Below are 18,868 nucleotides of genomic sequence, written 5' to 3'. Positions count from 1 at the left end.
GGCAATCAAGCAAATCGGCGCGCAGGCGACGAAACCGATTGAAATCAACGGCGTAGATAAAGGATAGTGTCGATCCAGATCGTGTTTTCATGAACGGCCGCGCGGGCGTTGCCCGTCCGGTTCAGGACCAGCGTTCGACACAGATGAGCGTCGATTTCAGGAAGCTGAAGAGCTTCGTCAAGGTGGTCGATGCCGGCAGCGTCTCGCGCGCCGCCGGGCTGCTCCGCACGGCTCAGCCGGCGCTGTCGCAGCAGATCGCAGCCCTTGAAACTCACTTCAAGCACAAGCTGTTGCTGCGCAGCAATCACGGCATCGTCCCGACCGAGGCCGGCCTCATCCTCTACCGCCACGCGCAATTGCTGCTGAAGCAGATCGAGCAGGCACAGATCGACATCGATCAATCGACCAAGGCGCTGGCCGGGCGGGTGTCGATCGGGCTTGCGACCTATTCGGCATCGAGCACGTTGTCGCTGCCGATCTTGAAGGAGATGTCGACGCTGCATCCGCAGATCATCGTCCATATCAACGACAGCTTTGGCCATGTGTTGAGCGAGCTGATCATGACCGGCAGGATGGACATGGCCATGATCTACGGCTCCGGCCCGATCAAAGGCGTGAAGCTGCAGCCGCTGTTCCGTGAGGAGTTGTATCTCGTTTCGCCGGCGGGGCCTGTCGCGAAAAAGCCGACCGACGAGCCGCTGCCGCTGTCCGCGCTGGCCGACGTAAAGCTGTTGCTGCCGAGCCAGGGGCATTTCCTGCGGCGCTTGATCGATGAATCGCTGGCGCGGGCACGGGTGAAGCCGAATGTCGCCTCCGAGATCGAATCCGTCTCCGCGCTCGGTGCGGCCGTGACCGAGGGCCTCGGCTCGACCATCCTGCCGGCCTCGGTCGCAGCGACCGCGTCGAGCTTTGGCGGGGTCGAAGTGCGGCGGCTAGTACGTCCCGCGATCGAGGCGACCGTCTCCCTGTGTATTTCGGACCATCTGCCGCTGTCGGAGCCCGCGCTCGCCACGCGCTCGGTGCTTCTGACCGTGGTCGAGAAGCTGATGCGCAGCCACCCGCAGGGCATCAAAGCGGTCTAGGCAACACGGCTGCAGGCCAGAGTCCGGGCAACGCCGTGCGCGGCGGCTGCATCGCGCCGGTTTCGTCAGGCCATAAACAAAACCTATGGCGGCAGACGGGAGTTGTGGTGGTCGGCCGCAACCGCATTTTCTACCTTCGAAGGCAATCGCTTCGAGGACAAAGATGGCCAAGCTCGCATTCGATACCGGGGGAACCTTCACCGATTTCGCGCTGCTCGACGACAAGGGCGAATTGCATCTCCACAAGGTGCTGAGCACGCCGGCCAACCCAGCCGAGGCCGTGGTTCGTGGCGTGTCCGAGCTGCTCGAACAATTCGGAGACGACGTCGCTCTCGACGGGCTTCAGGTGCTCGGCGCCACCACCGTGGTCACCAATGCCGTGCTGGAGCGCAAGGGCGTCAAGACCGGCTTCATCTCGACCGCCGGCTTCCAGGACATGCTGCGTATTCGTAACGAAGGCCGTTACGATCTCTATGATCTGAACCTGAAATATCCCGACCCGCTGGTGACGCGCGCCAACAGCTTTGGCGCGGTCGAGCGTATCGCTGCCGATGGCGAGGTCATCACGGCGCTGGATGAGGAGACGGTCCGCGGGATCGCCGACCGGCTGCGCGAGGAGGGCATCAAATCCGTCGCCGTCTGCCTGCTGCACGCCTACAAATATCCTGATCATGAGCAGCGCATCGCCGCACTGCTGCGTGAAGAAGACCCCGATATCTTTGTGTCGCTATCCTCCGAAGTCTGCCCGGAGGTGCGCGAATTCGACCGGGCCTCGACTACCGTCGTCAACGCCTATACGCGGCCGCAGATGTCGGGACACGTCGCACATCTCGAGCGTGAGTTCGCCGCCAAGGGGATCAGTCGGCAGGTGCTGTGGATGACTTCGTCGGGCGGCCTCGTGCCAAGCAGCCGCGCCGCGGAGTTGCCGGTGCGCCTGATTGAGTCGGGTCCGGCCGCAGGCGCCGTCGCTGCGGCCGAATTCGGCCACATCGCCGGCGAGGGCAGCGTGCTGTCCTTCGACATGGGCGGGACCACCGCCAAATTGTGCCTGATCCCGAACGGCGAGCCGGCGGTCGGCACCGATCTCGAGGTCGCGCATTATCATCGCTTTCGCAAGGGCTCGGGCTTCCCGCTGAAAATCCAGTCGATCCGCATGATCGAGATCGGCGCCGGCGGCGGCTCGATCGCGGCGAAGAACCCGCTGGGCCTGCTCGATGTCGGGCCACGCTCGGCGGGCGCGATGCCGGGGCCGGCCGCCTATCAGCGCGGCGGAACCGAACCGACTGTGACTGATGCCGATATCCTGCTCGGCTATATGGGCACCGAATCCTTCGTCGGCGGCTCGTTCAAGGTGTCGAAGGACGCCGCACTCGCGGCGATGACAAAGCTGGCGGCTTCGCTCGACGTCGGCGTGCCCCGCTGCGCCTTCGGCATCCACGATCTCGTCAATGAATCCATGAGCAAAGCGGCGGCGGTGCACGCGACCGACCTCGGCGTCGATCCGCGCAGCCTGCCGATGGTCGCCTTCGGCGGCGCGGGCCCGGTGCATGCCTACGGCATCGCGCGCAAGCTCGGCATCAAGCGCATCATCTGTCCGACCGGCGCCGGCGTCACCTCGGCGATCGGCCTGCTGATCGCGCCGGTGGCTGTCGATCTCTCCGCGAGCTTTCCGATGCAGGTCGACAGTTGGGATTTTGTCGCGATGGATCGCCTGCTCGGCGATCTCGCAGCGCATGGGGCGGATGTCGTCCGTGCTGCAGGGGTTGCGCCGGAGACGATCACCAACACCTACACCGTCGACATGCGTCACGTCGGTCAGGGCCACGAGATCACGGTCGCGCTGCCGGATCGCAGCCTGTCGCCGAAGCAGTTCCACGAAGAGCTTCTCGCCAATTTCTACAAGCTGTACCGCGAGTTGTTCGGCCGCACGGTCTCGGGTTCATCGGTCGAGGTGATCACCTGGCGCCTGCGCTCCAGTGGTCAGAAGGATCAGGTGACCCGTCCGCACACGCGGCATGCTGCCGAGGCCAAGAAAGGTAACCGTTCGGTCTATTTCAGCGAAAGCGGCGGCTTTGTCGAAACGCCGGTCTACGATCACTACAAGCTGCCGGTCGGCGAAGAGATCAAGGGTCCGGCCATTGTCGAGCAGCGGGAATCCACCGCGGTCGTCGGACCGAGCGGCACGGCTCGCGTCGACATCAACGGCAATCTCGTGATCAACATCGCCTGAGGACGACGCACCCATGTCCGTGAACGCCGCCGATTTCAACGATCCCATCAACTTGCAGGTGATGTGGAATCGCCTGATCTTCATCGCCGACCAGGCCGACATCGTGCTCGGCCGCACCGCATTTTCGCCGATCGTGCGCGAGAACCACGACTACGTGACCGTGCTGCTCGACAGCCGCGGCCGCGCGCTGGCGCAATGCACGTGGTCGATCCCGGTATTCATCACCTCGCTGCCGGTTGCCGCACAGAAGTATTTCCTGCCGAAGTTTCCGGCCGGGACCCTGCAAGACGGTGACGTGCTCGCCACCAACGATCCGGAGATCGGCACCGGGCACCTGCCCGACGTGACGATGATCACGCCGATCTTCAAGAAGGGGAAGGTCGTGGCCTATGCCGGCTCGATCGCGCATCTGCCGGATATCGGTGGCGCTCCCTTGCATTCCGAAGCCAGCGACATCTTCGAGGAGGGCATCCGTTTCCCGATCGTGAAGCTGCACAAGGCCGGAGTTCCCAACCAGGACGTGCTCGACATCATTGCCGCCTCCGTTCGCCTTCCGACCGAGGTGATGGGCGATCTCGAATCCATGGTCGCGGCCAACAATGTCATGGGCCGCGAACTGGTGAAATTCCTCGACGAATATGATCTCGATGGCATCGACGAGCTGGCCGACGCGATCCACACCCGCTCCGAAGCGCAGACCCGCCGCGCCATCCGGCAATGGCCGAATGGCACCTATAGTGCCGAGGTGCTGCTCGACGGCTACGACAGCGATGTGACGCTGAAGGCGGCCGTGATCGTCCGCGACGATTCCATTCACGTCGACTACACCGGAACATCCGCGCAAATTCTTCACTCGATCAACTGCCGGACCAATTATCGCTACGCCCATTCGGTCTACGCGCTGAAATGCCTGCTCGACCCGGACACGCCGAACAATGAAGGCTGCATCACGCCGATCACGGACGAGGCGCCGCTCGGCTCGATTCTCAATCCAGAGGAATGGACGGCGGGAAATTCGCGTAACCTGATCGGGCATGTCATCCCATCGCTGATTTTCAAGGCGTTGGAAGGCGTGGTGCCGGAGAAGGTGATGGGCGATAGCGGCGGCGCGCCGATCTGGGCCGCCAACTGCGTGGGACGGCGTGATGACGGTACGCAGTATGGTTCGGTGCAGAACTTTCACGGCGGGCAGGGCGCCCGCGCCGAACTCGATGGTCTCGACACCCTGAGCTTCCCATCTAATTGCAAGGTCACAGCGATCGAGATGTTCGAAATCGCCGTCCCCGCGCTCACCGAGTGCAAGGAGCTGATTCCTGACTCCGGCGGTGCCGGAAAGTGCCGTGGCGGCCTCGGCCAGCGCGTCGTGCTGCGCAATCTCGGGCGCAATCCGATGAACATCTATCTGGCGTCTGAGCGCGTGCGTCATCCCTGCTTCGGTGTCGTCGACGGCAAGTCCGGCAGTGCCGGCAAGGTGTACAAGAACGGGGATCCGCAATTTCCCAAGGGAAAGGTGGTCCTGAAGACGGGTGACCGTCTGGAGGTGGAGACGCCCGGCGGTGGCGGATGGGGACGGACGTCCCAGCGCTCGGCGGCCGCAATCGAGCTCGATCTAGCCGAGGGGTTGATTACGCAGGCGGCCGCGAGGCAGATTTACGGCTATCAGCGCTCAAACGTGGCGGCGACCGCCGCCGAATAGGAGCATCATGGGTCTGCTCGATGGAAAGATAGCGCTCGTCACCGGTGCCGGGACCGGGATTGGGCGCGAGACTGCGATCCTGCTCGCGCAGGAAGGCGCAACAATCGTCCTGACTGGCCGCCGGATCGATCCGTTGCGGGACGTCGTGGCTGACATCGAGAAGGCCGGCGGCAAGGCCGTTGCCCGCGCATTGGATGTCGCATCGCGCGATGCGATTCTGGAGACGGTCGGCTGGGTCAAGCGCAACGTCGGGACGATCGATATCCTCGTCAACAATGCCGGCAGCGCCAGCAAGGTGCTGAACGCGCGCTTCATCAGCGAAGCCGAGTGGAATGCCACGGTGAATGTCAACCTCACCGCGGTGTTCAACCTGACCCAGGCCGTGCTGGAGGACATGATAGCCAGGAAGGAAGGCACAGTGATCACCGTGTCGTCGCTGGCCGTGGTCAATCCGAATCTGCTCGGCGGCGCCGCCTATGGTGCAGCCAAGGCCGGCGTGAAGAACTTCATGAGCTTCCTACACAACACATATCGCAACCAGGGCATCCGTGCGACGACCATCCTGCCCGGCGAGACCGATACGCCGATCATGGACAATCGCGCCCGGCCGCCGCTCGAGGGCGAGCGGGCCGTGATGCTCCATCCGCACGACGTTGCGCGCGCGGTTCTGCTCTGCGCCAGCCTGCAAAAGGGCGCCGTGATCCCCGAACTGCACATCTGCCCGACCTTCATGCGCGACACCTCGGCCGATATCGAGGTCGCCCGCTGGGTCGGCGCGCCCGAAGGCCTCAGCGACAAGCCGAAGACCTGACAGAGAAGGATCTCCCATGAACGGAGCTAAATTGCGCGAGCGCCTCGCCAAGGGCGAGGCGGTCACCATGCTCACACCGCATCACGCCTCGTCGGGGCTGGCGGTCCGCCTGGTAGAGCTCGGGGCCGATGCGATCTTTGTCGATTGCGAGCACGGCACCTGGAGCTTTGAGGATGTCCGCGTGACCGCCCAGGCCATTCGCGGCGCGGGTGGCGCGGCGATCGTCCGGCCGCACTCGCATGAACGGCCTCTCCTGATCCGCTACCTCAACGCGGGTGCCGATGGGCTGATGGTGCCGATGGTCGATACCGCCGACCAGGCCCGGGCCATCGTCGACGCGGTGCGCTACGCCTGTCCTGCCGACTACGAGAAGCGGCTGGTCATCGCCATGATCGAGACGCCGCAGGCGATCGACAACATCGAAGAACTGACCGCGGTGGAAGGAATTGATGTCTTCTTCATCGGGCCCGGCGACCTCTCGCAGAACATGGGCTATCCCCCGGCGCCGCCGTTCGGTCAGCCGCGGCCGCAGGCCGTGATGGAGCGGGTCGCGCTTGCAGTGAAGAAGATCCGCGCTTCCGGCAAGATCGCCGGTACGCTCGTGACCTCGGACGAATTGCCGTCCTGGCTCGAGCATGGGGTACGGTATTTCTACATCCACTCGGATCCGTTTCTTCGCGTCGGACTGATGGGCGTCAAACGGATGCTCGGTCGGTGATGGGATCGCGTTGGCGTTCGGTGGCTGAAGCTAGCTTAAACTTCCCCATGATGGACTGGAGCGAGAGTTCAGGTTTTTCAGATAGTTAGAAGGCGGCGTGTGCGCGCCGTGTGCACCGAGAGATCATGAAAAATCTATGTGAGGCAAGTGTGGGCAGGCTCTCTTTGGATCGATGTGACGTCCACAAGAGCAACTGCATGTGTGTGTCTCCGCAGGAGCGGAGAACTCGCGTGAGGGCGCTTGAAAGCGCTCCCTCCAGCAGAACTCAGAGGTCGGCCGATCATGAGGAGATGTGTGAGCTGCAGCGAGGACAAGAATAGTCTTGGGGCGCCTCGTGTTCTCCCGGCGCATCTGATTCACCATGCGAAGTTCGCCGAACAGCCGCGGATTCTCAATCAGCGGGTCCCGGGTTCGAGCCTTGGTGTGCCCACACCACTCGGACAATCACACACCTCCAGCGGCTCGCGGAGTTGTCATTCCAACAAGCCGAGGCAGCGGCTGTCGCGGCAGCAGCCCAGTTTTCGTCATGCCATCGATCAGTCCCGACGACGTCGACATTGAATAGTGCTGTGCTCGACGTCTCAACGTAAAACTGCACCTGCCAGTGAACGACGACGAAGCAGGCGAGGCTATGGACGATAAGCGGCAATGGCGCGGGTGAAGAGCTGATCGTGCGTTGAAACGCAACAATCCAAATCACGTCGCTCCGGATAAGTGCCCGTCGAACCGCCGCATACGGGCTTTTCTTTTCCCGTCGCGTTTGCCGATGGGCGTCTCCTCCTCTCTGGTGCTTCGCGAGGCGCCCTGTTAGACCAATCGGGCGTGCGTTCTTGTCTGTGAGACGAGGCCTCTTCGACCCCGGAGGTGCATCGCACCTGGGATCCCGGCTCAGCGAGCGGATGGTTCGACGATAGTGGATACTATCCGCCGGACGATCGGCAAAATGAGCATGAGACTGGGAAATGCGATCAGCCAGGAGGCAAACCATGCGCTGAGCCAATTGGTGAGGAATCCAGGACCCAGGCCCAGTCCTTTGACGGTGACGACCGCTGAGACGATGCCTGACATGAAGATAGACAAAACCAGGGGCGTGACGAGGCGCCCATAGGAGGGTGGAAGTTTCCTCAGCTGCAGGAGCGGATGCCGTGCTCTAGACATTGCTTGCCTCCGCCGGGTTCTCGGAAGCGGATTGATGCACGAGATCGCCGATATATTGCTCCATCGAGCGCGGCTCACGACCGAGCGCGGCGGATAACAAAAGACTGTTCCCTCCCAACCCATATTGTCGATAATGATTATGGACTTTCGATAGAAGCTCGAGCTGGTGATCGTCGTAGGGTAGGCGCGTAACCTTTGCCCATTCTTCAAAGTTGGGCTCCTCAGCTGTGACTGGCCGCCCAAGTTTCCGGGACATGATCGACACGATATCAATACGGCTGAACATGCCCGCGCAAAGCTCCAACGTCGCATAGTCCAGCTTCGAGTCCGTGAGTGCGGTGGCCGCGATCTCCGCGACATCGCGATAGTCGACTCTCGCAATCCGCTTTTCCTTCGGAAACGGCTCCGCAAACTTGCCCTCCCTGAGGATCGTCGGCCATGCGAAGCCGATGTTCTGCATAAAATTTGCGGGATGCAGGATCGTATAGTTGAGCCGCGAGGAATACAACGCGTCTTCGACAGGAATCTTGCTTGCGTGGTTCTTGAGGCCCGTGTTCGTCGGCTGGATAACCGATGAGAACACGAATTTGCGCACGCCGGCTCGCTCGCCGGCTTCAACGAGCGCAACGCCCATCGCAGCCTCATCGGGCGCGAACGCCGGCCCAATGTGGAAAATGCCGTCAACGCCTTCTGCCTTGTTCAAACTATCCGCATTTCGCAAATCGCCAATTGCGATTTGCGCTGCACCACCGAGCCGCGCGACCTTGCCGCGCTCGGCATCTCTCACCAACGCGCGAACAATTGAATTTCGCCTCAAGAGTTCCGGGATCACCAGCCGGGCAAATTTGCCGGTGGCGCCGACCACGAGAACAACGGGCACGGTTTTTGTCATGCGAATTCTTCCCTCGATTTCTTTCCAGACGAAGTTACGTTGTCTCGAATGCCGAAACAATATGCGTTAAAAGTGACTCTCTCTCTTGAGATGCGAGATAATCATGACGCGTTTGGAAGACCTGGAAGCGTTTCTCTCAGTCGTCGATCATGGCAGCTTGACAGAGGCGGCGCTTCGCCTCGGCCGATCGCTTCAAGCCATCAGCCGTTCGCTCGCTTCTTTGGAGGAGGATGTCGGTGTTGTCCTGATCCACAGGACGACGAGACACTGTAGCCCCAGCGAGGCTGGCGGCGAATTTTATAGAAGGGTTCAGCCAGCAATTGCGGAAATACGGGAAGCCCGGGAACAAGCGGCCAGTCGGCGGCTGGAGCCCTCTGGGATATTGCGAATTGGCGCTCCCGTACTGTTCGGACCAGACTTTCTGGTCCCGATCATTGCGGAATATATGAAAGAGTTTCCACAGACGGAGATTGATCTTCAACTTTTCGACGGGTTTAGCGATCTGGCGGTCGAGCGGCTCGACCTCGCGATCCGCATCGCGGACCTCCCGGACTCTGGTTTGCAGAGCAAACTGCTGGGCACGCTGCGCCGTGTGGTCTTCGGAGCGCCATCCTATTTTGCCCGGCGCGGTCGGCCCAAGCATCCTCAAGACCTGCGACAACACAACTGTCTTGTCCGGTCGATAGATCAACAGGTCGGACAATGGTCGTTTCAAATCGACGGAAGGACTCGCCTCGTCAGAGTTCAAGGCACGTTTCGGTCGAATACGATGGCAGCCATTTACGCTGCGGCAACCAGCGGCCTGGGGCTCGGCTATTCACCGCTTTGGCAAATAAAGCACCTGGTCGCGACATCGAAGCTGAAAGTCGTGTTGGAAAACTTCGAACCGAAGCCCGTTCCCATTCATGCTCTCTGGTTGGAAAACAGACTTGCGCCCGCAAAGGTACGAGCATTCACGGATTTGCTGGCTTTGCGATTGAAACTGGACGATCTTTAGAGAATTCGTGGCGGTGATCGCAGCCTGCCGACGGTCTGCGCGACCTACGCTGAGGACCTTGGAATTCTTGCGAGACGTTGCCTGCGGAAACTGGGGCGTCGCCTTGCAATAATGTAGTTAGATCGGCGTATTTGATCTTTGCGCCTTGTGCCGTGGGTCCTTCTCGAACAAATCTGCACCGGTGGTTGTTCCACCAAGCTGTGCATTTGGTCGGTGGTTCGATGAATGCGGTGAGAAGTCTGAAGATGCGAACGCAAGTTGGAATCATTGGTGCCGGACCGGCCGGGCTTTTCCTGTCGCATCTGCTGCACCGGGCCGGAATAGAATGTGTCGTCGTCGAGGCCCAGAGCCGCCCTTATGTCGAAGGGCGTGTGCGCGCCGGCGTGCTCGAGCCGGGCACGATGGAGACTCTTGAAATGCTCGGACTGGACGCGCGGATGCGGCGAGAGGGCATGGTTGATGAAGGCCTCGACATTCGCTTTCGCGGCAAGAACATCCATCTCGATCTTCCCGGCCTGACCGGCAAGCGGGTGATGATCTACGGTCAGCAGGAAGTGGTTAAGGACCTGATCGGGGCCCGGCTTGAGGCGTCGCAGCCGCTGTTGTTCGAGGCGAAGGTCTCGCGGCTGTCGGATCTCGACGGCGACCGGCCGAAGATCCACTTCAGCCATGATGGCCGTGACGAGGTCTTGGAGTGCGATTACATCGCCGGCTGCGATGGTTTTCATGGCGTGAGCCGGCAGGCGCCGCCGCCAGGCCACATCATCAATTATGAGCGCGTTTACGATTTTGCCTGGCTCGGCGTGTTGTCGCGGTCGAGGCCACTCGGCGATATGACCTATTCGAACAGCGATCGTGGCTTCGCGCTGTGCAGCCGGCGTTCGAACGCGGTCTCTCGCCTATATCTGCAAATCGATGCCAACGACGATCACACATCATGGTCCGACGACCGGTTTTGGGGTGAACTGCACGCGCGTATGTTCGACGAGGACCGGACCGAGATCGTCGAGGGCGAGATCTTCCAGCGCGATATCGCGCGGCTGCGCTCGTTCGTTGCCTCGCCGATGCAATATGGCAGGCTGCTGCTCGCCGGCGATGCGGTCCATATTACGCCGCCCGCGGGTGCCAAGGGGCTCAATCTGGCGGTGGCCGATGTCCGCGTGATGGCGGCTGCACTGATCGAGTTCTACCGGACCGGCAACAAGAGCAGGCTCAACGGCTATTCCGAGAAGTGCCTGGATCGCGTCTGGAGGACGGTCCGGTTCGCGACCATGCTCACCGGCCTGCTGCACAGATTTCCGGAGCATTCGGCCTTTGAGCGAAACCTTCAGCTTACAGAGCTGGAGTACATCCTGGGCTCGCGGGCTGCCCAGACCACCATCGCCGAGCAATATGTCGGCACGCCTCTGGACCTGACCTGACCCGTCAGAGCTGTCCGATTGCCCTGATGTTGGCCATCAGCAACTGGGCGGCAAGCGACGGGCTGCTCGCCTGCCGTTGCAATATCCCGATCGGACGGCTGGTTTCCGGCAGCGTCAGGGGAAGCACGACCAGCGTCCTGGTCGCGATGTCCTCGTGGAACAGGTGTGCGGAAGCCGCGGTCAGCATGTTGCTGCCGATCAGGATTCCTCGGGTAATGGCGAGATCGGCAGTCTCGACCACCACGCGGGTCTCGCCGAGCCCGTGGTTTCTCAAGGTGTTTTCCAGGAGCTCCCGCGTTGGGGCGCCGTGAGGTGGCAGCACCCAATCGGCCGAGGCGAGATCCGCGAATGTCAGTTTTCGCTTGCGCGCCAGCGGATGTGCCCCGCCTGCGACGACCGACAGGACATCCTGGGTCACCACCTCGCGCGCCAAGCCGATCGTGTGTTCCGGGGGACGGAGTGCGCCGAGCATGAAATCGATATCGCCCGCGCGCAGCCGCGTGGCCAGATGCTCGAATGTCCCCTCGACCGTGGTGACCGTCAGGTTGGGATGATTTCTGGTGAGCTCGATGATCGCCTTCGGAAGCAACCGGGTCCGGCCAAGCGACAGCGACCCAACGATCACCCTGCCGGTGATCGCACCGCGAAGCGATTGGATTTCGACTTCGCCGGCGCGGATTTCGGCAAGTGCCCGCCTGATATGCACACCGAGCAGGGCGCCCAATGGCGAAGGCTGCATGCCGCCGGCGCCGCGGATGAACAATTTGGCACCGATGCTTGTTTCGATCTCACGTAGCGACTGACTGGCGGCGGGCTGGGATATTCCCAAGCTGTCCGCCACCGCGCCCACGTGGTGTTGCTCCACCAGTTCGGCAAAGACGAGCAGACGCTGGCGGCTGATGGACAGGGAGAAGATGGGCGCCTTGTCGACCAGGCTTGCCGACAGCTGGGCGGTCTTGAAGGCCGACCGTGCAGTTTCCATCTCTGCGAACGCGCGTTCGACCCGAGCGAGCAAGGCTCGTCCGAATTCAGTCAGCAGCATGCCTTGCGATCTGCGTTCGAACAGCTGGACGCCAACATCGGCCTCCAGCTCCTTGATCGAGCGCGTCACGGCGGACTGCGCGCGGCGAACCAGCCGGCTCGATTTGATGACGCTTCCGGAGTGGGCCACGGCCACGAAAGCGCGAAGGTTCCTGATATTCAGCAAGTCCGCGCGAGCCTCATTGCGGGGTGTCCGTCTCGGGAAGACATAACGAATTTAGATAGCATCCCGCGGGATTTGCGCCTAGGCAGCGCCGAAGAGCAAGCTAATTTTCCGTCACCGGCGAACTGCGTCCGAACGATGAGCCCGAGGCTGGATAACCTGATGACATCACCGTCGCCCTACGAAATGCCGCCTTATGTCATCGACCGCGTCATGAAGAAGCGCGGGCGCTTGCGTGTATTCGAGCGGTTCGAGCCGCGCGAGACCGCGCTGGTGGTGATCGATATGCAGAAATTCTACGTGTCTGATGTCCCGCCCGCGGTTGCCATCGTGCCCCATATCAACAAGCTTGCAGCAACGTTTCGCGCGCGGGGTGGGCATGTTGCTTGGGTCAGTATGACGGCTGGAGACAACGGCAGGAGCCTGTGGCCGATCTACCACGATTATTTCTTCACCAAGGAGAACGCTGCCCGCCATCGCGATAACCTGACCGCGGGGGCTGACGGGCACCGGATCTATCCCACGCTCGATGTGCAGCCGGGGGATATCATGGCGACCAAGTCTCGCTTCAGCGCATTCATTCCGTCCCGCTCGGACCTCCCCGAAAAATTGACGGCGGCAGGGATCACCAATGTCGTGATCGTGGGCATGCTGACCAACATGTGTTGCGAGACATCGGCGCGCGACGCCATGATGCTGGACTTTCGCGTGGTGATGGTGAGCGACGCCAACGCGGCCCGTTTCATTGAGGACCACAACATCGGATTTTCGACCGTTTTCCAGAGCTTTGGCGACGTTTTGACGACCGACGAGGTCATCGACGATCTCGTCCTAGAAGGCACGTCGCGGAAATAGGGCCGCACGGCGATTAGTCAATTTCTGAACGGCAGCGAGCAGGGAGCAAGTAGATGGCGAGGATTATCGGAGGCATTGGCGCCTCCCATGTGCCGACGATCGGTGTCGCCTATGACAAGAACAAGCAGGATGTGCCCGCTTGGGCGCCGCTGTTCAAAGGCTTCGAGCCGGCGGCCAAATGGCTGGAGGAGAAGAAGCCGGACGTGCTGGTGTTCTTTTACAACGACCACTTGAACGCATTCTTCTACGATCTCTATCCGACATTCGCGCTCGGCGTGGCGCCCAGCTACGACGTCGCCGACGAGGGCGCTGGGCTCCGTCCGCTGCCGACCTTGCCCGGTCACCCCGGACTCGCGCGCCATATTGCAGAAAGCGTTATCAACGACGAGTTCGACCTGACCGTGTTCCAGGATCGTCCGCTCGACCACGGTGTGTTTTCGCCGCTCCCGCTGCTGTGGCCGCACAAGGGCGGCTGGCCTGGCGCCGTCATCCCCGTCGAGGTCAACGTCGTTCAATATCCGCTGCCGACAGCGATGCGCTGCTATCGGCTCGGGCAGGCGCTCCGTCGCGCGATCGAATCCTATACCGAAGACCTGTCCGTCGTGGTGGTAGGCACCGGCGGTCTTTCGCACCAGATCCACGGCGAACGGACCGGCTACAACGATACCGAGTGGGACATGCGCTTCATCGATCTGATCGAAAAGGATCCGATGACGCTCGCGAAGATGAAACACGTCGACTACATCCGCCTCGGCGGCGCCGAGAGCGTCGAGGTCATCATGTGGTTGGCCATGCGCGGCGCGCTTAGCGACGACATCAAGAAGGTTCACCAGAATTACTATCTGGCGACGACGACGGCGATGACGGTCCTGGTGTTCGAGGAGAACGACCAGACTCCGAAGAAGGTCGAAGGCGTCTCGCAGAACCCGCAACTGTCCGGGATCGAGGATATCGCGGGCACCTATGCCTTCGACATCAAGACCGGCACGAAATGCATTCGTTTGAACCGGTTCTTCTGGAACATGAGGACGCCGGCGAGCCGCGCGGAATTCGAACGCGACGAGGCTGCGGCATGTCGCAACGCGGGTCTGACCGATCAGGAGACCACGCTTGTACGGGACCGCAACTGGCTGGGACTGATCCAGTACGGCGCGAATTTCTTTGTGCTGGAGAAGTTCGCGCGGTTGGTGGGAGAGACCAATCTCGAGGTCTATGCATCGATGCGCGGCGAGACCTTCGATGAGTTTCTTGCAACGCGCCAGGTGCCGGACGCCCGCTAATCGCCGCGCATGCGTGCCTTTCCCTGTCCCTTCGGAGTGACGTGATGACTGTTCGACCGTTCCTGATGTCCGCCGTGCTGAAGCGTGTCGCCACTGCTGCGACGATAACCGCGATGCTGTCGGGCATGGCGCAGGCCGCCAGCGGCAAGCTGACCATCGGACTGGTGTTGCCGATGTCCGGCGCTTTCGCCGATCAGGGCCAGTATTACGAGAACGGCGTCAAACTGTATCAGAAGCTGCACGGATCGACGGTCGCAGGACTAACCGTCGAGACGGTGTTGCGGGACGATCAGGGACCGGGCTCGGGTGACCTCGCGCGGCGCCTGACCCAGGAGTTGATCGTCCGCAACAAAGCCGACGTGATCCTCGGCTACAGTTTCACGCCGAATGCAATGTCGGCGGCGACCTTGCTGACGGAAGCCAGGAAGCCTGCGGTCATCGTTAACGCGGCGACCTCGATCATCACCGAAAAGTCACCTTATTTTGTCCGTGTGTCGTTCACGCTGCCGCAGTTGGCAGCCACGCTCGGCGCGTGGGCTGCCAAGAACAACATCAAGACGGCCTATACAATCGTCTCCGACTACGCGCCGGGCTTCGACGCCGAAACCTGGTTCAAGAAGATCTTTGAGGCAGGCGGCGGCAAGGTGATCGGCGACGCACGGACCCCGGTCGCGGCCATGGAATACTCGCCGTTTCTCCAGCGCGCCATGGAAGCCAAGCCCGACGCGGTGTTCGCGTTCAATCCCGGCGGCGATGTCTCGGTCGCCTTCATGAAGGCGGCCAAGGAGCGCGGCCTCGTCAAGTCCGGCATCAAGCTGTTGGTGACCGGAGATGTCGTCGACGACTACATGCTGGCTGCGATGGGCGATGCGGTCGATGGGGTGATCTCGTCGATGCATTACCAGGTCGAGCTCGACAACAAGGCCAATGCAGGGTTTTTGAAGAGCTACAAGGAGATGTTTGGTGCCAACGCGGTCCCGAGCGTCCGCACCGTGCAGGCCTATGATGCCATGGCGCTGATCTACAAGGCGGTCGAGAAGACCAACGGCAATCTCGACGGCGATGCGCTGATGGCGGCCTTCAAGGGCACGAAGCTCGATAGCCCGCGCGGGCCCGTGGAGATCGATCCCGCCACGCGCGATGTCGTCGAGAACATCTACATCCGCAAGGGCGAGCAGAAGGACGGCGGCTGGCACAACATCGCATTCGACACGATCGAGGCTGTCAAGGACCCAGCGAAGTAGTCGATGAACGGGATTGCCTCAGTCGTCGCCGATGGTGTTGCCTACGGCATGCTGCTCCTGCTGTTCTCGGTCGGTCTGTCGGTGACGCTGGGGCTGATGCGCTTCATCAATCTGGCGCACGGCGCCTTTGCGATGTGCGGCGGTTATGTTGCGACTACGTTGCTGCAATCCGCGCATCTGCCGTTTCTGCTGATCCTGCCAGCGGCCTTCCTGGCAACGGCCTTAGTCGGCGTGCTGATCGAACGATCGGTGATCCGTTACGTCTACGCCATGCCGGCGCTTCAGCAGGTGCTGTTTTCCATTGGTCTGGCCTTTGCCGCCAGCGCGCTCGCGACCATCATCTTCGGTCCGCAGCAGCAGGCCGTGCTGCTGCCCGACTGGCTCGCCGGCCATATCGATATCATCGGCATTCGCTTCGGCAGCTATCGCCTGTTTCTGGTTGTTGCCGGCCTCGTGACGGCGGTCTGCCTCATGCTGCTGTTCAATCACACCTTGTTCGGCGCGAAGATCCGCGCTTCGGTCGACAATCGCCGGACCGCCGAAGGCATCGGCATTAACGTCGATCGCTTGTTCGCGCTGACATTCGGCCTTGGGGCAGGGCTGGCGGGGCTTGGCGGTGCGCTATCGGTCGGGTTTCTCGGCCTCGATCCGACATTTCCTTTCAAGTACCTCACCATCCTCCTGATGGTGGTGGCGATCGGCGGCCCCGGCTCGATCGGCGGATCGGTGGTTGCCGCGCTGTTACTCGGCGTTGTCGACGCCTTGTTCAAATACTATCTGCCCGCGGTCGGGTCGTTCGTGGTGTATGGCCTGTTGGTCCTCACCATGATCTTCCTGCCCAGGGGTCTTGCCGGACGGGCCGCGTGAGGACGATCATGAATAGCGGTCCCGGCGTTGCGCTCCTGCTTGCGACCTTGGCGAGCTATGTCCTGTTTCCGGACTATCTGTTGCTACTCAGCAGCCTGTTCGTGCTGGCGATCTTTGCGCTCGCCTACGATCTGCTCCAGGGGCACGCCGGCATCGTCTCGTTGGGGCACGCGGCGTTCTTCGGCCTCGGCGCTTACGCTGCGGCTATCCTGGCGCGTGCCGGCATCACGGAACCGGTCGCAGGTCTTGCCGGCGCGATGCTGGTGAGCGCGGCAGCTGCATTCTGCGTGACGCCCATCGTCGTGCGCGGCAACGATTTTACGCGGCTGCTGGTGACGCTCGGCATGGGCTTCCTGCTCTATGAGGCCGCCAACAGCGCGCGCTGGCTTACGGGCGGCGCGGACGGCTTTCCCGACTTCACGATCGGGCCCGTCCTCGGGCTGTTTCCTTTCGATTTTCTCGGCAAGACGGCCTTCTTCTACGCGCTGTGCGTTCTGGCGATTGTCTTCGTCTTTCTCAAACGGGTCACGGAATCGCCGTTCGGTCTGGCCCTGAAGGGCATTCGCGAGAACACGCAGCGCATGCCCGCGATCGGCGCGCCGGTCGCACGCCATCTTGCCATGGCCTATACGATGTCGGGCGCGATTGCGGGCTTGGCCGGCGCGGTGCTCGCGCAGACCAGTCACTTCGCCTCACTCGACATGCTCGGCTTCGATCGCTCGGCGGAGGTGATGATGATGACCACCATCGGCGGCTCCGGCAGCATCCCCGGTGTCGTGATGGGGGCAGCGGCGTTCGGCTTCATGAAGGATTATCTGTCGACGGTCAGTCCGAAGTACTGGCACCTTGGCATCGGCATCGTGCTGATGCTGTCGGTGTTCGTGATTCCCAATGGCATTGCAGGCGTGGCTGACAGCCTGCGCCGGCGTTTCGGGCGGCCGTCATGACCGCCATCGAAACACGGGATCTCAGCATCCGCTTTGGTCACTTCGCTGCGGTGTCCGGCGTCTCGCTCGCCATCGCCGCGGGATCGCGGCATGCGCTGATCGGCCCCAATGGCGCGGGAAAGACCACATTGGTCCATGCGCTGACCGGCGGGGTCGCGGCCTGCTCGGGAATGATCCTGATCAGTGGAGACGACGTCACGCGGCTGGGCGAGAGCGCGCGGGTGCGGCGCGGGCTGTCGCGGACCTACCAGATCAACCAATTGTTTCGCGGCCTCAGCGTGCTCGACAACGTGGTGCTGGCCGTGCTCGAGCGCAAGCAATTGACCCGGGTGTTCTGGCGCCGCGCCGCGCACGACAATGCGACCATCGAGGAAGCCCGTGAGCATCTTGCCTTCGTCAACCTGATCGCTCACGCGGACAGGCCGGTTCATGAATTGCCCTACGGGTTGCAACGCCTGCTTGAAATCGCGGTGGCGCTGGCCGCAAGGCCTCGGATCCTGGTCCTCGACGAGCCCGCCGCAGGCGTTCCTGCGGCGCAGAGCGAGGCTATCTTCGAGCGCATCCACGCACTGCCGCGCGATCTGACGCTCCTGTTCGTGGAGCACGACATGAACCTAGTCTTCCGCTTTGCCGATCGGATCACCGTGCTGGTCGAAGGCCGCATCATCACGGAGGGCACGCCGGCCGAGATCTCCGGCAACGAGCGCGTGCGCGAAGTCTATCTCGGACGCAGGGGGGCCCATGTCCCTGCTTGAGATCGAGAGGCTCACGGCCGGCTATGGGGAGGCCGTGGTGCTGGAGGAGATGAGCCTGTCGGTGTCGGAAGGCGAATGCCTGGCCGTGCTCGGCAGGAATGGCGTCGGCAAGAGCACGCTGATGCTGGCGATCATGGCGCACGCCGCGCGCTTTGCCGGCAGGCTGCGCTGGGATGGCCACGATTTCAGCACGCTCAGCACCAACCAGCGGGTCGGGCTCGGACTTGGCTGGGTGCCGCAGGAACGCGAGATCTTTCCGTCGCTGACGGTGGAGGAAAACCTGCTTGTCGCGCATCGTCGAGGCGGCCGCTTCGACCTCAATGGAATCTACGAGGTGTTTCCGCGGCTGAAGCAACGTCGGCGCAACATGGGCGACAAGCTGTCCGGCGGCGAGCAGCAGATGCTGGCGATCGGGCGCACGCTGATGACGAGCCCGCGCCTGTTGCTGCTGGACGAACCGTTCGAGGGGCTGGCGCCTGTGATCGTCGAGGAGCTCGAGGAGACGTTGATGCGCCTGCGGCGCGACAGCGGTTTTGCGATCATCATCGTCGAGCAGCGCGCCGAGGATGTCCTGCGGCTCAGCGACCGCGCCATCGTGCTGGATCGCGGCAAGATCGTGCTCGAAGGGAAATCCGCGGAATTGCTCGCCGATTTCGAACAGGTTCATCGTTGGCTGTCGGTCTAGGCCGGCACTGACTTATCCCGGAGTTT

The 18,868-nt window shown here is 62.0% G+C and carries 17 protein-coding genes; 14 read left to right on the top strand and 3 right to left on the bottom strand.

Annotation, left to right across the window (positions count from 1 at the left end):
- Positions 1-143: 143 nt before the first annotated feature.
- The 5 genes from nac (at position 144) to ACVJ5M_RS31445 (ending at position 6,537) form a co-directional block, all read left to right on the top strand.
- Positions 144-1,082 carry a nitrogen assimilation transcriptional regulator NAC gene (gene nac, locus ACVJ5M_RS31465; protein WP_231145246.1) on the top strand — a complete coding sequence of 313 codons (939 nt, stop codon included), beginning with the start codon at positions 144-146 and terminating at the stop codon, positions 1,080-1,082.
- 163 nt (positions 1,083-1,245) lie between these two features.
- Complete coding sequence (locus ACVJ5M_RS31460; RefSeq protein WP_231144548.1) at positions 1,246-3,312, top strand: hydantoinase/oxoprolinase family protein; 2,067 nt, start codon at positions 1,246-1,248, stop codon at positions 3,310-3,312.
- Between the two features lie 13 nt (positions 3,313-3,325).
- Positions 3,326-5,008: a hydantoinase B/oxoprolinase family protein gene (locus ACVJ5M_RS31455; protein ID WP_354100546.1), complete on the top strand. Its 1,683-nt coding sequence runs from the start codon at positions 3,326-3,328 to the stop codon at positions 5,006-5,008.
- A gap of 7 nt (positions 5,009-5,015) precedes the next feature.
- Complete coding sequence (locus tag ACVJ5M_RS31450) at positions 5,016-5,819, top strand: SDR family NAD(P)-dependent oxidoreductase (RefSeq protein ID WP_085404128.1); 804 nt, start codon at positions 5,016-5,018, stop codon at positions 5,817-5,819.
- A 16-nt stretch (positions 5,820-5,835) separates the two neighbouring features.
- Positions 5,836-6,537, top strand: a complete 702-nt coding sequence (locus ACVJ5M_RS31445; RefSeq protein ID WP_085404127.1) for an HpcH/HpaI aldolase family protein — start codon at positions 5,836-5,838, stop codon at positions 6,535-6,537.
- 888 nt (positions 6,538-7,425) lie between these two features.
- Here ACVJ5M_RS31445 and ACVJ5M_RS31440 read toward each other — a convergent pair.
- Both ACVJ5M_RS31440 and ACVJ5M_RS31435 read right to left on the bottom strand, forming a co-directional pair.
- Positions 7,426-7,695 (bottom strand): DUF2798 domain-containing protein, encoded by a 270-nt coding sequence (locus ACVJ5M_RS31440; RefSeq protein ID WP_084795198.1) that lies wholly within the window; start codon positions 7,693-7,695, stop codon positions 7,426-7,428.
- The gene (locus ACVJ5M_RS31435; RefSeq protein ID WP_354100547.1) at positions 7,688-8,587 is read right to left on the bottom strand and encodes an NmrA/HSCARG family protein; all 900 of its coding nucleotides are present in this window, start codon (positions 8,585-8,587) and stop codon (positions 7,688-7,690) included. The genes ACVJ5M_RS31440 and ACVJ5M_RS31435 overlap by 8 nt, the downstream gene beginning before the upstream one ends.
- A 103-nt stretch (positions 8,588-8,690) precedes the next feature.
- On the opposite strand from ACVJ5M_RS31435, the gene ACVJ5M_RS31430 reads away from it, so the two are divergent.
- Positions 8,691-9,584, top strand: coding sequence for a LysR family transcriptional regulator (locus ACVJ5M_RS31430; protein ID WP_063984119.1), 894 nt, complete (start codon positions 8,691-8,693; stop codon positions 9,582-9,584).
- 245 nt (positions 9,585-9,829) lie between these two features.
- Complete coding sequence (locus ACVJ5M_RS31425) at positions 9,830-11,005, top strand: 4-hydroxybenzoate 3-monooxygenase (RefSeq protein WP_231144549.1); 1,176 nt, start codon at positions 9,830-9,832, stop codon at positions 11,003-11,005.
- 4 nt (positions 11,006-11,009) lie between these two features.
- Here ACVJ5M_RS31425 and ACVJ5M_RS31420 read toward each other — a convergent pair whose 3' ends face one another.
- Positions 11,010-12,212, bottom strand: a complete 1,203-nt coding sequence (locus ACVJ5M_RS31420; protein ID WP_084795197.1) for a LysR family transcriptional regulator — start codon at positions 12,210-12,212, stop codon at positions 11,010-11,012.
- Between the two features lie 159 nt (positions 12,213-12,371).
- Between ACVJ5M_RS31420 and ACVJ5M_RS31415 the strand changes: the two genes are divergently transcribed.
- Genes ACVJ5M_RS31415 through ACVJ5M_RS31385 form a run of 7 tightly spaced genes read left to right on the top strand, consistent with a single transcriptional unit; the run spans position 12,372 to position 18,842 of the window.
- Positions 12,372-13,064, top strand: coding sequence for an isochorismatase family protein (locus ACVJ5M_RS31415; protein ID WP_063986481.1), 693 nt, complete (start codon positions 12,372-12,374; stop codon positions 13,062-13,064).
- A 53-nt stretch (positions 13,065-13,117) separates the two neighbouring features.
- The gene (locus ACVJ5M_RS31410) at positions 13,118-14,344 is read left to right on the top strand and encodes a gallate dioxygenase (protein ID WP_063984117.1); all 1,227 of its coding nucleotides are present in this window, start codon (positions 13,118-13,120) and stop codon (positions 14,342-14,344) included.
- Between the two features lie 44 nt (positions 14,345-14,388).
- Positions 14,389-15,588, top strand: a complete 1,200-nt coding sequence (locus ACVJ5M_RS31405) for an ABC transporter substrate-binding protein (RefSeq protein ID WP_354100548.1) — start codon at positions 14,389-14,391, stop codon at positions 15,586-15,588.
- Between the two features lie 3 nt (positions 15,589-15,591).
- Positions 15,592-16,455 carry a branched-chain amino acid ABC transporter permease gene (locus tag ACVJ5M_RS31400; RefSeq protein WP_063984115.1) on the top strand — a complete coding sequence of 288 codons (864 nt, stop codon included), beginning with the start codon at positions 15,592-15,594 and terminating at the stop codon, positions 16,453-16,455.
- An 8-nt stretch (positions 16,456-16,463) separates the two neighbouring features.
- Positions 16,464-17,402 carry a branched-chain amino acid ABC transporter permease gene (locus ACVJ5M_RS31395; protein WP_084795382.1) on the top strand — a complete coding sequence of 313 codons (939 nt, stop codon included), beginning with the start codon at positions 16,464-16,466 and terminating at the stop codon, positions 17,400-17,402.
- Positions 17,399-18,157 carry an ABC transporter ATP-binding protein gene (locus ACVJ5M_RS31390; protein ID WP_354100549.1) on the top strand — a complete coding sequence of 253 codons (759 nt, stop codon included), beginning with the start codon at positions 17,399-17,401 and terminating at the stop codon, positions 18,155-18,157. The genes ACVJ5M_RS31395 and ACVJ5M_RS31390 overlap by 4 nt, the downstream gene beginning before the upstream one ends.
- Positions 18,144-18,842, top strand: a complete 699-nt coding sequence (locus ACVJ5M_RS31385) for an ABC transporter ATP-binding protein (RefSeq protein ID WP_063984112.1) — start codon at positions 18,144-18,146, stop codon at positions 18,840-18,842. Before ACVJ5M_RS31390 ends, ACVJ5M_RS31385 begins: the two co-directional genes overlap by 14 nt.
- Positions 18,843-18,868: the final 26 nt, after the last annotated feature.

Source organism: Bradyrhizobium sp. S3.7.6, assembly GCF_054061875.1.
The sequence above is the reverse complement of the archived record's forward strand: the minus strand, read 5'-3'. Positions and strand labels throughout refer to the sequence as shown.

What these genes read in the sequence shown, in the direction of transcription:
- nac (WP_231145246.1), top strand. Translation starts at nt 144, where the DNA reads ATGAGCGTCGATTTCAGGAAGCTGAAGAGCTTCGTCAAGGTGGTCGAT.
- ACVJ5M_RS31460 (WP_231144548.1), top strand. Translation starts at nt 1,246, where the DNA reads ATGGCCAAGCTCGCATTCGATACCGGGGGAACCTTCACCGATTTCGCG.
- ACVJ5M_RS31455 (WP_354100546.1), top strand. Translation starts at nt 3,326, where the DNA reads ATGTCCGTGAACGCCGCCGATTTCAACGATCCCATCAACTTGCAGGTG.
- ACVJ5M_RS31450 (WP_085404128.1), top strand. Translation starts at nt 5,016, where the DNA reads ATGGGTCTGCTCGATGGAAAGATAGCGCTCGTCACCGGTGCCGGGACC.
- ACVJ5M_RS31445 (WP_085404127.1), top strand. Translation starts at nt 5,836, where the DNA reads ATGAACGGAGCTAAATTGCGCGAGCGCCTCGCCAAGGGCGAGGCGGTC.
- ACVJ5M_RS31440 (WP_084795198.1), bottom strand. Translation starts at nt 7,695, where the DNA reads ATGTCTAGAGCACGGCATCCGCTCCTGCAGCTGAGGAAACTTCCACCC.
- ACVJ5M_RS31435 (WP_354100547.1), bottom strand. Translation starts at nt 8,587, where the DNA reads ATGACAAAAACCGTGCCCGTTGTTCTCGTGGTCGGCGCCACCGGCAAA.
- ACVJ5M_RS31430 (WP_063984119.1), top strand. Translation starts at nt 8,691, where the DNA reads ATGACGCGTTTGGAAGACCTGGAAGCGTTTCTCTCAGTCGTCGATCAT.
- ACVJ5M_RS31425 (WP_231144549.1), top strand. Translation starts at nt 9,830, where the DNA reads ATGCGAACGCAAGTTGGAATCATTGGTGCCGGACCGGCCGGGCTTTTC.
- ACVJ5M_RS31415 (WP_063986481.1), top strand. Translation starts at nt 12,372, where the DNA reads ATGACATCACCGTCGCCCTACGAAATGCCGCCTTATGTCATCGACCGC.
- ACVJ5M_RS31410 (WP_063984117.1), top strand. Translation starts at nt 13,118, where the DNA reads ATGGCGAGGATTATCGGAGGCATTGGCGCCTCCCATGTGCCGACGATC.
- ACVJ5M_RS31405 (WP_354100548.1), top strand. Translation starts at nt 14,389, where the DNA reads ATGACTGTTCGACCGTTCCTGATGTCCGCCGTGCTGAAGCGTGTCGCC.
- ACVJ5M_RS31400 (WP_063984115.1), top strand. Translation starts at nt 15,592, where the DNA reads ATGAACGGGATTGCCTCAGTCGTCGCCGATGGTGTTGCCTACGGCATG.
- ACVJ5M_RS31395 (WP_084795382.1), top strand. Translation starts at nt 16,464, where the DNA reads ATGAATAGCGGTCCCGGCGTTGCGCTCCTGCTTGCGACCTTGGCGAGC.
- ACVJ5M_RS31390 (WP_354100549.1), top strand. Translation starts at nt 17,399, where the DNA reads ATGACCGCCATCGAAACACGGGATCTCAGCATCCGCTTTGGTCACTTC.
- ACVJ5M_RS31385 (WP_063984112.1), top strand. Translation starts at nt 18,144, where the DNA reads ATGTCCCTGCTTGAGATCGAGAGGCTCACGGCCGGCTATGGGGAGGCC.